The 12,724-nt window shown below is 68.1% G+C and carries 11 protein-coding genes; 8 read left to right on the top strand and 3 right to left on the bottom strand.

Translation table 11 applies throughout. The features are described 5' to 3' along the window. Nucleotides 1-4 precede the first annotated feature (4 nt). Together GY812_03510 and GY812_03505 are read right to left on the bottom strand one after the other, a co-directional pair. Nucleotides 5-769 (bottom strand): LLM class F420-dependent oxidoreductase, encoded by a 765-nt coding sequence (locus GY812_03510; protein MCP4434553.1) that lies wholly within the window; start codon nucleotides 767-769, stop codon nucleotides 5-7. A 75-nt stretch (nucleotides 770-844) separates the two neighbouring features. Further along, nucleotides 845-2,356, bottom strand: coding sequence for a YdiU family protein (locus tag GY812_03505; protein MCP4434552.1), 1,512 nt, complete (start codon nucleotides 2,354-2,356; stop codon nucleotides 845-847). Nucleotides 2,357-2,431: 75 nt separating this feature from the next. Here GY812_03505 and GY812_03500 point away from each other — a divergent pair, with 75 nt between their 5' ends. The 4 genes from GY812_03500 (at nucleotide 2,432) to GY812_03485 (ending at nucleotide 6,904) form a co-directional block, all read left to right on the top strand. Further along, entirely contained in the window at nucleotides 2,432-3,463 is a 1,032-nt protein-coding gene (locus GY812_03500; GenBank protein ID MCP4434551.1) for a glucose sorbosone dehydrogenase, read from the top strand. A 206-nt stretch (nucleotides 3,464-3,669) separates the two neighbouring features. After that, on the top strand, nucleotides 3,670-5,676 hold the full coding sequence (locus GY812_03495; GenBank protein ID MCP4434550.1) for a response regulator: 2,007 nt from the start codon (nucleotides 3,670-3,672) through the stop codon (nucleotides 5,674-5,676). Continuing rightward, nucleotides 5,673-6,209, top strand: a complete 537-nt coding sequence (locus tag GY812_03490) for a heme NO-binding protein (protein ID MCP4434549.1) — start codon at nucleotides 5,673-5,675, stop codon at nucleotides 6,207-6,209. Before GY812_03495 ends, GY812_03490 begins: the two co-directional genes overlap by 4 nt. Continuing rightward, on the top strand, nucleotides 6,206-6,904 hold the full coding sequence (locus GY812_03485) for a hypothetical protein (GenBank protein ID MCP4434548.1): 699 nt from the start codon (nucleotides 6,206-6,208) through the stop codon (nucleotides 6,902-6,904). The genes GY812_03490 and GY812_03485 overlap by 4 nt, the downstream gene beginning before the upstream one ends. A 30-nt stretch (nucleotides 6,905-6,934) precedes the next feature. Here GY812_03485 and GY812_03480 read toward each other — a convergent pair whose 3' ends face one another. Beyond that, nucleotides 6,935-7,618, bottom strand: coding sequence for a response regulator transcription factor (locus tag GY812_03480; GenBank protein ID MCP4434547.1), 684 nt, complete (start codon nucleotides 7,616-7,618; stop codon nucleotides 6,935-6,937). Between the two features lie 365 nt (nucleotides 7,619-7,983). Here GY812_03480 and GY812_03475 point away from each other — a divergent pair, with 365 nt between their 5' ends. The 4 genes from GY812_03475 to GY812_03460 are packed head-to-tail and all read left to right on the top strand — an operon-like array spanning nucleotide 7,984 to nucleotide 12,628. Beyond that, on the top strand, nucleotides 7,984-9,240 hold the full coding sequence (locus tag GY812_03475) for a glutamine synthetase (protein MCP4434546.1): 1,257 nt from the start codon (nucleotides 7,984-7,986) through the stop codon (nucleotides 9,238-9,240). A gap of 45 nt (nucleotides 9,241-9,285) precedes the next feature. Further along, nucleotides 9,286-10,431 carry an iron-containing alcohol dehydrogenase gene (locus GY812_03470; GenBank protein ID MCP4434545.1) on the top strand — a complete coding sequence of 382 codons (1,146 nt, stop codon included), beginning with the start codon at nucleotides 9,286-9,288 and terminating at the stop codon, nucleotides 10,429-10,431. Next, nucleotides 10,428-11,258: a gamma-glutamyl-gamma-aminobutyrate hydrolase family protein gene (locus tag GY812_03465; GenBank protein ID MCP4434544.1), complete on the top strand. Its 831-nt coding sequence runs from the start codon at nucleotides 10,428-10,430 to the stop codon at nucleotides 11,256-11,258. Before GY812_03470 ends, GY812_03465 begins: the two co-directional genes overlap by 4 nt. Then, nucleotides 11,258-12,628, top strand: a complete 1,371-nt coding sequence (locus GY812_03460) for an aldehyde dehydrogenase family protein (GenBank protein MCP4434543.1) — start codon at nucleotides 11,258-11,260, stop codon at nucleotides 12,626-12,628. Before GY812_03465 ends, GY812_03460 begins: the two co-directional genes overlap by 1 nt. The last annotated feature ends 96 nt before the right edge of the window (nucleotides 12,629-12,724 follow it).

The raw sequence follows: 12,724 nt of genomic DNA, 5'->3' as shown, positions 1-12,724 counted from the left end.
ATGACTAGGCGAACTCGCTGCGTTGACCGATCAGCGTGGCGAGCGGGTCCAGGTCGAACTTCGGGCCGATCATCACGATGACGTGGCCGGCCCCCGCCTCAACGTAACGACCCACGTCGTCCACGTCGTCGGCATTCACCGCCACCGTTCGCTCGATCTCGGCCGGGTCCCGGCCGGTCCGCGAGCACCACTCATCGAGGATCGCGTTCTTCGCCGCGAAGTGATCCGGTGGACCGAAGGTGTTCCAGGCGTTCGCGTACTCGGCGACCAGGCGCAGGGTGACCTTCTCCCCCGACCCGCCGATCAGCAGGGGGAGCTCGCCCATGGGCGGCGGGTTCAGCTTGGCCAGCCGGTTCCTCATGCGGGGCAGGTCGTCCCCCAGCTGGCGTAGGCGCCCGATGGCGGTGCCGAAGTCATACCCGTACTCCTCGTAGTCCCGCTCGAACCAGCCCGAGCCAACACCCAAGTAGAGCCGGCCGCCCGAGATGTGGTCAGCGGTGCGGGCCATGTCGACGAGCAGCTCCGGATTCCGGTAGCTGTTCCCGGTCACGAGAGTCCCCAGGCGGGCATTGGTCGTATCCACTGCCATGGCCGCCATCAGCGTCCAGGCCTCGAAATGCTCGGCCTCGGGATCGCCGTAGAGCGGGTAGAAGTGGTCCCACAACCAGATGGAGTCGGCGCCCATCTCGTCCGCCGCGCTCCACGCGGATCGCAGGTCCTCGACAGTTGTCGCCTGTGGGTGCAGCTGTACGCCGACTCGAAGTGCCATGCGCGGCACCGTAGCGAGACTTGAGGCACAACGTGGCTCGCCCCCTTGTCGGGCAACGGGCGCTCCTTCGGCGGACTAAGTCCCGCAGAAGGTGCGGAACACCGACGCAAACTCCTCGGGTGCCGGGGCTGCATGGCGATCCGCGCCAGGCACCGGCGTGAACGGGTGGGTCACCCGCTCGACCAGTTCGCCGAACGGTGCCAGGTCATCCTCGTTTGCCGCCTCGAGCGCCTCGTGGACCAGGTGGTTGCGCGGGATGTACAGCGGGTTCACCGCATCCATCGCGTCAGCCGCCTCACGCAGCGGTCGACCCTCGGCCTCCAACGCCTCGATCCACCGGGCCTTCCAGTCGAGTATCGGCTCGCCGGTGCTGACCGACACCAGCTGCTCGTCGGCCTGGCGCAGCTCGTCGGCCAGCAGCCTGAACGTCGAGGTCCAGTCGAGGCCATCTGCCTTCATGACCTCGAGCAGGTCCTCCAGAAGGGGCCCGTCAACGGGTGCCGACCCGAAGCCGATCTTGGCGGCCAGGCCCGTCCGCCACTGCAACTCGTACAACTCCGGGAACCGCCGCAGCTCCGCGGTGGCAACCTCGACGGCCTCCTCCTCATCATCGGAGAGCAGGCCGAGCAGGGTCTCCGCCAGCCGGCTCAGATTCCACAGCGCGACCGATGGTTGGTTGCCGAAGCGGTAGCGGCCACCGTGGTCGATGGAGCTGAACACGGTGTCGGGGTCGTACCGGTCCACGAACGCACACGGGCCGTAGTCGATGCTCTCACCGGAGATCGTCATGTTGTCGGTGTTCATGACGCCGTGCACGAACCCGATGAGCATCCACCGTGAGATCAGCGCGGCCTGAGCCTCGACCACCGCCGCAAGGAAGGCGCGGTACGGCTCCTGTTCCTGTGCGGCGAGGGGATGGTGCCGCACGATCGAGTAGTCGGCGAGCCTGCGCACCAGTTCGTCGCCGCCGACACGCACGGCGTACTCGAAGGTGCCGACCCGTATGTGGCTGGCCGCGGTGCGGGCGAGCACAGCCCCTGGCTCGACGCGGTCGCGTGGGATCGATTCGCCGGTGGTGCACACCGAGAGGCTCCGGGTGGTGGGCACGCCGAGGGCGTGCATCGCCTCTGCGATCACGTATTCACGCAGCATCGGGCCGATGGTCGCCTTGCCGTCCCCTCCCCTGGCGAACGGTGTGCGACCGGATCCCTTCAGGTGCAGGTCGAGCCGTCGGCCGTCGGGACCGACGAGCTCTCCGAGCAGGAGCGCGCGTCCGTCGCCCAGCCTGGGTGAGTACTGGCCGAACTGGTGACCTGCGTAGGCGAGGGCTGCGCTCCCGGTTCCCTCGATGGCCCTGGAACCCGACAGGATTCCGACCCCATCGTCTGAGCGCAGGGCTTCGACGGACATGTCGAGCTCGGCGGCAAGGTCCTCGTTGAGCACGGCAAGCTCGGGCCTGGGAACTTCGTCGCCCTGCCACCAGAGCACGAGCTCCGGCAGATCCTCCGCATAGGTCATCTGCAGGTCGTCCCAGGGCGCCACCGGATGCTCGGGGGCATCGCCTTCGCCGGGCCGTACAAGTGCCATGGGGTCGACCTTAGGGCCGCGACCCCAGGGGCAAGCCGCGGCAGGTGCCCACTGCGGCACTGCAATGATGGGCCCATGTCGAAGTCGCGCCGCTTGCGCAGGTCACTTGCGCTGGGCGCCGCCGCTGTGGTGGTTGCCATGTCGGCTTGCGGAAACCCGGATGACTCCCCCGATGCCGACCCCGATGGCCCGGTCGGCGCGACGGTCGTGGTGGACGGGCTTGCGGGCCCGACCCAGATCGCAGAGGGCCCGGACGGCCGACTGCTCGTCGCCCAGCTGAACGGGCCGGAGGGCGAGCCGAACGGCCAGGTGCTGGAGGTCGACCTCGAGTCGGGTGAACAACGGGTGTTGCTGGACGGACTCGACACACCAACGGGCGTGCTGTGGCTCGACGACCGGCTGTGGGTGATGGAACGCCGCAGTCTGGCGAGCGCGGACTGGGACGGCACCGGCGACGCAGGCCCGAAGGAGGTGCTGCTGCAAGACCTTCCCTTCAACGGGCGAAGCGAGGGAACCCTCACCGCCCTCCCCGACGGCCGGATCCTCTACGAGACCTCGGGTTCGGTCCGCGGGGGCGAGGTGGTCGATGGCAGTGGGACGTTGTGGTCATTCGACCCGGCGACCGGCGAGTCGGAGCCGTTCGCCACAGGTCTCAAGAACGCCTACGCACACGCGACCCTGCCCGACGGGTCCCTCCTGGTCACCGAGATCGGCGACAACATCGCCGACCCTCCGCCCGATGAACTGCAACTGTTCAGCCCGGCCGAGGGCGGCGAACCGGACCGCGACCCGGCTCCCGACGGCGGGTGGCCCGGATGCCCGCCTCCCCAGCGGTGCCCCGGTGTGAGTGGCCCGGTGGCGACGTTCCCTGCTGGTGCGACACCGACCGGAGTCGCCGTGGTCGACAGCCGGGCCCTTGTGGCGCTGTTCGTCACCGGCTCACTGGTCGAGGTCGACCTGGCCGACTGGATGGAGGGCGACGAGCCGGCGGCCTCCACACAGGTGCTGGACGGCCTGGATGGACCGCACACCGTGCTTGCCCGCGACGACGGCGAGGTCCTGGTCAGCGAGCACCGCTCCGGCCGGGTGCTCTCCTTCGAACCCTGACCCTCCGCCGCCCTGACCAGCTTCGCGGTCGAAGGGCGCCTGCGCAGCGTCGTGGTGAACCTGCTCCTTGCCGATAGCCCCGGGGCCGGGGAGACCATCCACCAGACCGACCTCGGCCGCTTCGTGGCACCGGGACGCATGCAAAAACACGACGTTACCGGGCAAACTGTACCCATGAGCGAGGAACAACGGTTCGTGCCCGCAGCATGAGCAGCGACCACGGCCCGGACATTTCGACGGCCGATCCACCCATGGACTTGGAGCGCTACTGCCGCACGCTGCAGAAGCTGCTGCTGAGCGCCTCCCACACGGTCACGGTGTTCGACGCGGAAGGCAAGGTCTCGAGCTCCACCGCCACCGGGCAGGCCGTGCTGGGATACCCCTCGGAGTGGTGGGTCGGGCGGAGCATGGCGGACCTCGCCCACCCCGACGACTTGGAACTCGGCACCAGGATGCTGGCCGACGTGCTCGGGCATCCCGGCGAGGAGTTCCAGGCCGAGGTGCGGGTGCGGCACGCAGATGGGCACTACGAGTGGGTAGCGCTGAGCGCGGTGAACCAGCTCGATGATCCAGACCTGCTCGGCATAGTTGTGACCACCCGCAACGTCTCACAGCACAAGCACGCGGAGGAAGAACTGGTGTCGGCGCGGGAATCGGCGCTCCAGCTGGCAGAGGCGAAGTCCGACTACGCGGCGATCGTCAGTCACGAAATCCGCGCTCCGCTGCATTCGATCCTCGGATTCGCAGAACTGTTGGAGAACCAGCTCGACGATCCCGACCAGACCGAAGCAGCGAGCTGGTCGGCCCGTATCCGCGGAGAGGCCGAAAGGCTCGCCCGCATGATCGACGACCTGCTCGACCTCGCGCGCCTCGACGCAGGCCGGGCTTCCATCAGGTCTGAGCCATTCCAGCTGCGCGAGGTGATCGGCGAAGTCATGGAAGTCGCTCGCATGAGGGCCGAGCAGCGCGGACTCCGCCTGGACGCCTCCATCGACCCATGGGTCTCGGACTGGCGCAGCGGTGACCGGGACAGGCTCTACGAAGTCCTGCTCAACCTGGTCACCAACGCGATCAAGTTCACGAGCGAAGGCCGGGTGGACATCGAGGTTGCCCCGGGCGCCGCCACACGTTCCACCGAGTGGGTGCGATTCTCCGTCACCGATACCGGCCCCGGCATACCCCCCGACGAGGTCACCGGCATCTTCGAGCCGTTCAGACAGGCGGCGAGCATCGACGCCACCCGCGGGAGCGGTCTCGGCCTGCCCATCTCGGCGAGATTGGTCGAGGCGATGGGAGGCAACCGGCTGGACGTGAGCACCCTCGAGGGTCATGGATCTACGTTCCATTTCGAACTGCCGCTGCCCCTCACCAGGGAGCCCGGTGATGCGCCGGCTCAGCGAGACGCCAGCGGACCGGTCGGACTGAACGTGCTCGTCGTCGACGACAACGCCACCAACCGGCTGCTGGTCGAAGCGCAGCTGATGAGGCTGGGCTGCCGGTGCGTACTGGCCGAAGGAGGGGCTGAAGCCATCGAACGTGTGGGATCTGACACCATCGATGTCGTGCTGATGGACTGCAACATGCCGGACATGGACGGGTTCGAGACCGCACGGATGATCCGCATGGGGGAACGGGGCACCGGTCGCAGGCTGCCGATCCTGGCGCTGACCGCATCCGCGCTCAGCTCCACACGGGAGGCGTGTGAACGGGCCGGCATGGACGGATTCCTAGCCAAGCCGGTGGTGCTGTCGGCCCTGGCCGAAGGCCTCCACACCGCAGTGCCCGACTCTCATCACCACCGAGACACGGCCGCCGAACCCGTCCGGTCCGGGACCGCTGAGGCGTCCGGCCCACAGGACCCGACAATCGACCCCGAGAGGTTCACGCGATTGGTCGACGAGCTGGGAGCGGACTCCGTTTCCAGGGTCGCCGCCACCTACATGTCCGAGGCGCCGGGCCGGCTGGCGGAGATCCGCCGGGCCGCAGTCCAAGGGGATGCTGAGGCGACGCGCCGCAGTGTCCACGCCCTTCGGTCGCCGAGCGCGATGCTCGGCGCATCGGCCCTCGCTGAGGCCCTGCGAGAAGTCGAGCACGCAACCGATCCGGTGGCGGCCTCGACGACGGTCGAGCTGGAAGGCCTCATGTCGGCGACCACGACGCATCTCCGCAACCACATCCGACAAGCGATCCAGGACCCCGAGGAGGTCCCATGACGGGCCTACTGATGAATGTGCTCGAGGAAGCCGTCTCCGGCGAGTGGGGGGACGACATGTGGGACGACCTGGTCGAGGACTGCGACCTCGAGGGCGCCTACACCGCCGTGGGCAACTACCCCGACGCCGAACTGGTAGAGGTCGCGGGAGCCGCGTCCAGCAGGCTCGGTGCGCCCGTCGAGGACGTCCTGCGGGTCCTCGGTCGGCTCAGCTTCACTCCGCTCATCCGGCGCTACCCCGATTTCGCCGACGACGCCTCGTCGCTGCGGGAGTTCCTGCCGAGGGTCAACGGGATGATCCATCCCGAGGTGCTCAAGCTCTACCCCGGCGCGTCGGTGCCGCGGTTCGCCCTACGTGACGACGGTGGCACCCTCGAGATGGACTATGAGTCCGTCAGGGACCTCTGCATGCTCGCCGAAGGGTTGGTGCTGGGCTCGGCAGACCACTTCGGCGAGTCCGTGAGCGTGCACCAGACGTCCTGCAAGCACCGTGGGGACAGCCGCTGCACCATTCGCATCGAGGGTGCCGTGTGAGCTCCGGCGACGAGTCCCTGGAGCGGATCCGACGCCTCGAGAGACGCGTGGCCCGCGAGAGGGCGGCCCGGCAGGAGGCCGAGACGATCGCGGAGCGCCTCACCACGGATCGATGGGACCAGCGCCAGATGCTGCAGGAAAGACTCGAGGCCCGCACACTGGAGTTGCAGGCGGCCCGCGATGCAGCCACCGATGCGGCATCGGACCGTGAGCGAGTGCTCTCAGAGTTGTCGCACAGCCTCAGGACCTCGTTGTCGGCACTGTTCTTCGAACTCGAATCGCTCTCCGCCGACGAACCGATGGGCGAGCGCCGGTTGGCAGCGATGGCGCAGGCTCTCGCCGAGATGAGGGACGCCCTCGACGAGAGGGCGTTCGACGCTGCCGTGCCCGATCGGCGCGCACCCCGCGGGGAACCCGCCCCGTCCGCAACCGGTCGTCGGCAGGTTGCCAGTCTGTCGAGCGTGCTCGAAGAGCACGAGGAGCGCTGGCAGCTGGCAGCGGCGCAGGCCGGCAAGCTGCTGATGGTCGACCTGGCGCCGGGCTCTGCTGACCTCGCCACACCTGACCCCGAGGCGCTTGACAGCACTGTCATGGACGCCATCACCGACCTGTCGGAATCGGATGACGCCGTGCTCGAGCTGCGTCTGGCACGCTCCGAGTCGGGTGGCGTGGCCGTGGAGCTGTCCGCCGGCTGAGCTGACCGCCTTCGGACACCCCAGTCGGCACTAGGCGTCAGCCATGCGGAAGCCGACGCCCCGTACCGTCTGGATCCTGCTGGGCTTGCGTCCGGCATCGATCTTCTTGCGGAGGTTGCCCATGTGGACATCCACCACGTGGTCGTCGCCGAACCAGTCGGGTCCCCACAAGTGCTCGCGGAGCATCTCTCGGGTGTGCACGACCCTGGGACGCGAGACCAGGAGCTCCAGCAGGTCGAACTCCTTCTTGGTGAGTGCCAGCTCCTCACCGGCGATGGTCGCTCGACGGGTCTCCGGCTCGACCTCGAGGTCACCCACCGTGATGGCCTCGGTCCCACTCTCCTGCGACTGCGGTGCCCTCGGCCGGCGCGCCATGGCCGAGATACGCGCCGACACTTCGCGGGGAAAGAACGGCTTCGTGACATAGTCGTCCGCCCCCGCGGACAGGCCGACCACCCGGTCCACCTCGTCGTCCTTCGAGGTCAGCATCATCACGTAGGCATCGGAACTCTGACGCAGGCGGCGGCAGACCTCGATGCCGTCGAGGCCCGGCAGCACGACGTCCAGCAGCACGACCTCCGGATCGAACTCGGCCGCCAAGGCGAGTCCGGCTTCACCGTCCTGCACCACCTCAACCTCGTGCCCGTCCGCGGTGAGAACAGGCCGTAGCAGCTCGATCACCTCGGGAGAATCCTCGACTATCAGTACTCGCATCCCCACAGTCTGCCCCGAACACACGCGACTCACACCGCCAAGCTGATCGGCCAGGGCGAGACCGCGCGTCCGGTTCGCCGGTATGAGCAAGTCCTCGCGGAGGTGCCCGACGCGCTCGCCATCGCCCGTCACCTGAGCACGGTCGAGTCGATCATCGACGACTGGGCCCGCCACGCCAACCGAGATGTCCGGGCCGATCCCTGAGACGGACCTTCGCCGGACCCCTACACTCACCGGCCGTGAGCGCAGAGCACAGCAACGACGACGGTGGATCCGATGCGGCACTCGCAGAGGTGCGCGCCTGGGAGGGTGACTACGTCAAAGTGGCCGTCACCGACGCGGATGGAATCCTGCGCGGCAAGTACATGGCAAAGGACAAGTTCCTGGGCTCCGCCGAGGACGGCTTCGGCATGTGCAACGTGGTGCTCGGCTGGGACATGGGCGACGAGTGCTACGACGACGCCGCCTTCACCGGGTGGCACACCGGCTACCCCGACCAGAACGTGCGCATCGATCTGGGCACTTACCGCCGCATCCCGTGGGAGGGCGACCGCCCGTTCTTCCTCGGAGACTTCGAGCGGGACGACGGAGCCCCACTCGCCATCTGCCCCCGGCAGTTGCTGAAGCGGATTGTCGGCCAGGCGAACGACATGGGGTTCGACCCTGTGTTCGGCCTCGAGTTCGAGTGGTTCAACTTCGCGGAGACACCCGACTCCGCGACTGCCAAGGGCCACCGTGACCTCGATCCGATCAGCCCCGGGATGTTCGGATACAGCGTGATCCGCCACAGCCACAACGCCGAGTTCCTCGAAGCCCTGATGGGCCAGTTGCGCAAGTACCGCATCCCGCTGGAGGGTCTGCACACCGAAACGGGCCCGGGCGTGCTCGAAGCGGCGATCCTGCACTCCGGCACGCTGGAAGCCGCTGACCGCGCGATTCTGTTCAAGACGGCGACGAAGGAGATCGGTGCCCGCACCGGGATCCTGCCCACGTTCATGGCACGCATCTCATCTGACCTCCCAGGCTGCTCCGGCCACCACCACCAGAGCCTGCTGAAGGTGGGCTCCGGCGAGTCGGCATTCCACGACAGCAGCGACGCCGACTCGATGAGCACCACGTTCCGCTCATATGTCGCCGGCCAGCTCGCCCACCTCAGCGACCTCCTTCCGCTGCTCGCCCCCACGGTCAACAGCTACAAGCGCCTCGTCGAGGGGTACTGGGCGCCGACCCGCCCAACATGGGGTGTCGACAACCGCACGGTCGCCCTTCGTGTGATCCCCGGCAGTGAGAAGTCGACCAGGCTCGAAACCCGGCTGCCCGGTTCCGACGTGAACCCGTACCTGAGCGTGGCCGCCTGCCTCGCAGCGGGCCTGCGCGGCATCGCTGACGGACTGGAGCTCGACACGGAGGCCGTGTCCGGCTCCGGCTACGACGCCGACGTGAACCGCTATCCCGCGACCCTCGCAGAGGCCACCGAACGGTTCACCGCCTCGGAAACGGCACGGTCGATGCTCGGCAACGAGTTCGTCGACCACTTCGCCACGAGCCGTCGGTGGGAGTGGAACCAGTCCCTCAGCGCTGTGACCGACTGGGAACTGCAGCGCTACTTCGAGATCGTGTGAGTCGTCGGCGATGCTGAGCGCTGCCCTCGACCACGGAGTAACTCGATGACCGCCACCAGCTTCGACTTCCCCACGGCCATTCGCTTCGGTGTCGGTGCCGCCGGGGAAGTGCCGGCCCACCTTCACAAGCAGGGCGTCAGCAGGCCGATCGTGGTCACCGACCGCGGGGTCGCCGAGCTCGACTTCCACCAGAACCTGCTGGCCTCGATGCAGGGTGCCGGCCTGGAGGCGGCATCGTTCTCCGGCGTGTGGGGCAACCCGGTCGAGTCACAGGTCACCCATGGCGTGGCCGCATACCGCGAACACGGTGCCGACGCGGTCGTGGGACTCGGCGGCGGAGCCGCGCTGGATGTGGCGAAGGCGGTCGCCTTGATGGCTACCCACCCCGGCGACCTCTTCGACTACGAGGACGAGATGCCGGGTGCCCGCCCGATCGAACAGGCACCACTTCCCTGGTTCGTGGCGATCCCGACCACCGCCGGCACCGGCAGCGAGGTCGGCCGCAGCGCCGTCATTGCCGATGACGACACCCACATCAAGAAGATCATCTACTCGCCGCACCTGCTCGCTCGCGTCGTGTTCGCCGACCCGGCGCTCACCGTCGGGCTGCCACCCCACATCACCGCAGCCACGGGGATCGACGCACTCACCCACAACATCGAGGCCTACCTCGCCAAGGGCTTCAACCCTCTGTGTGACGGCATCGCCGTGGAAGGCGTACGCCTCTGCGCGGCCAACCTGGCCAACGCCGTTGCAGACGGATCCGACATCGAAGCCCGCTCGGCGATGCTCGTCGCCTCGATGATGGGCGCAGTGGCGTTCCAGAAGGGCCTCGGGCTGGTGCACTCGTGCGCCCACGCCCTCGGCACGGCGGCCGACGTGCACCACGGACTGGCCAACGGGCTGATGATCGACCACGCGCTGCGCTTCAACGTGGAGAGTTCCGCTGACCGGCTCGAACACCTCGCGCTGGTTGTCGGGTTGGACCCGACGGCGGAGGCGTTCCTCGACTGGCTCGCTGCGCTGAAGGCAGAGGTCGGCGTGGCTGCAACGCTCAGAGATCACGGACTCGACGGTGCCCTGGCAGCCGAACTGACCCGACTTGCCACCGAGGACCCCTGCCACGCCAACAATCCAAGGCCGGTGGGCGCGGCCGACTTCGCGGACATCTTCGCCAGGGCCTACGGATGACCGGGCCAAGTCCGCACGGCGCTGGGCGGCTGCCCCGGATCGGGCTCAGTTCGTGCTTCGACCACGCGGACCCCAGCCGTGCGTTGTTCACCGGCAAGACCCTGCTCTATGTCGAGCAGTCGATGATCCAGTGGGTCGCCTCGGGTGGTGCCATCGTCTACCCGATCCCGACCGCACCGCCCGGTGGGCCCGAGATCGACACTTGGGTTGCCGACCTCGACGGGCTGGTGCTGCACGGCGGCGCGGATGTGGCACCGCAGTCCTACGGAGAGGAACCGCTGCGGCCCGAGTGGAGCGGAGATGCCATCCGGGATCGCTACGAGATCGAACTGTTCGGGAAGTTCTGCGAAGTCGGCAAGCCCGTGCTCGGGATCTGCCGCGGGATGCAGGTCCTCAATGTCGCCCTCGGCGGCACGCTTCACCAGGATCTCGTCCACCAGCAGGTCACCGACCGGGCCCACAGGGACGCCGCCACCTACGACCTGAACGTTCACGAGGTCGACATCCTGGACTCCACAGGTCTCTCGGCTCTCCTGGATGGGCCGTGCAGAGCGACGGTCAACAGCATCCACCACCAGGGAGTCGCCACCGTTGCCGATGGACTGGTCGTGCAAGCGCTGTCCGCGGATGATGGTGTGGTCGAGGCCCTGCGCGCCGGGTCCGGGCCGTGGGTGATGGGCGTGCAGTGGCACCCCGAGTTCTTCGACACCCTGCGCGGCGAGCCACTCGGTGGCGCACCGGTGTTCGACAACGCGGTCGTGCTGGCCGAGTTCCTCGCGGCGTGCCGGGCGCGCAACGCCGCCCATGCACCGCAAGGAGACAGCTAGTGCTCGTCCGCAATCCCGCGACCGATGAGACGATCACCGACCTCGAACCGACAGAACCTTCGACCCTCGGTGCCACGATCGCTACTGCCCGCGCCGCCCAGAGCGGGTGGGCCGCCGCCCGCCTCGACGAACGCATCGCGGTGGCAACCCGATTCCGCGACCTTGTTGACGAGCGCTCCGAGGACCTGGCGCACACCCTCAGCCTCGAGACCGGCAAGCCGATCACGCAGGCCCGCAACGAGCTCGCAGGTACCCTGCCGCGCCTCGACTTCTTCATCGAAGCCGCCCCGGCCGCCGTGGCCGACGAGGCGGTTGAGAGCGGGGAGGCCACGGGCACGGCCGAGCGGATCACCCACGAGCCACTCGGCGTGGTGGGCAACATCTCAGCCTGGAACTACCCGTGGTTCGTCGGCACCAACGTGATCGTGCCCGCGCTGATCACCGGCAATGCCGTGCTCTACAAGCCATCCGAGCTGGCGTCGCTGACGGGTCTTGCGATCGCGGAACTGCTGGCGGAGGCCGGCGTTCCAACCGACGTGTTCACCGCGCTCATCGGCGGGGGCGACCTCGGCGCCCACCTCGTGGAGGAGGGCCCCGACGGCCTGTTCTTCACCGGCTCCCACCGAACCGGCATGCGCATCGCGGAGAGATACGCCGGTCATCTCGGTGTGCTGCAACTGGAGTTGGGCGGCAAGGACCCCGCGTACGTGGCGGACGACGCGGACCCGGCCACGTCGGCAGCGGCTCTGGCAGACGGCGCGTTCTACAACAACGGGCAGAGCTGTTGCTCGGTCGAGCGCATCTACGTGCACACCTCGATCCACGACGCGTTCGTGGACGCATTCGTGGGCGCAGTCGACTCCATGGTGATGGGCGACCCGCTCGACGACACGACGTACCTGGGGCCGCTGACGCGACCGGAGCAGCCCGACGTGCTGGCCGGGCAGGCCGGCGAGGCTGTGGGCGCGGGAGCCGCACTGCTGCGCGGCGGCAAGAAGCTGCCTGGCCCCGGTGCATGGTTCGAACCGACCGTGCTCACCGGGGTCGACAACGAGATGGCCGTGATGCGCGAGGAGTCGTTCGGGCCGATCATCGGCATCCACAAGGTTGCCGATGACGACGAGGCCGTTGCCCTGATGGACGACACCGACTTCGGGCTCACCGCGGGGGTGTTCACTCCATCACAGGAGCGCGCCGAGTCACTGCTGGCCAAACTCGACGTGGGCTCGGCCTACTGGAACTGCTGCGATCGCGTGAGCCCCACGCTGCCATGGTCAGGGCGGCGGCATTCCGGTGTGGGGTCGACACTCTCGCACTCCGGCATCCGGTCGTTCACCAGGCCAAAGGCCTGGCACCTACGCGGCTCCTGAGGCGCAGCCCGGCCGCACTGGCGGCATCGCGACCCGTGCTGCTGTGCCTGAACCAGAACTAGCTTGCACCCGAGGAGGCCCACGCCACCCGGCGAC

The sequence above is a fragment of the Actinomycetes bacterium genome (assembly GCA_024222295.1).
Lineage (GTDB): Bacteria > Actinomycetota > Acidimicrobiia > Acidimicrobiales > Microtrichaceae > JAAEPF01.
Note: the sequence above shows the minus strand (reverse complement) of the source record. Positions and strands in the feature narration are given on the sequence as shown.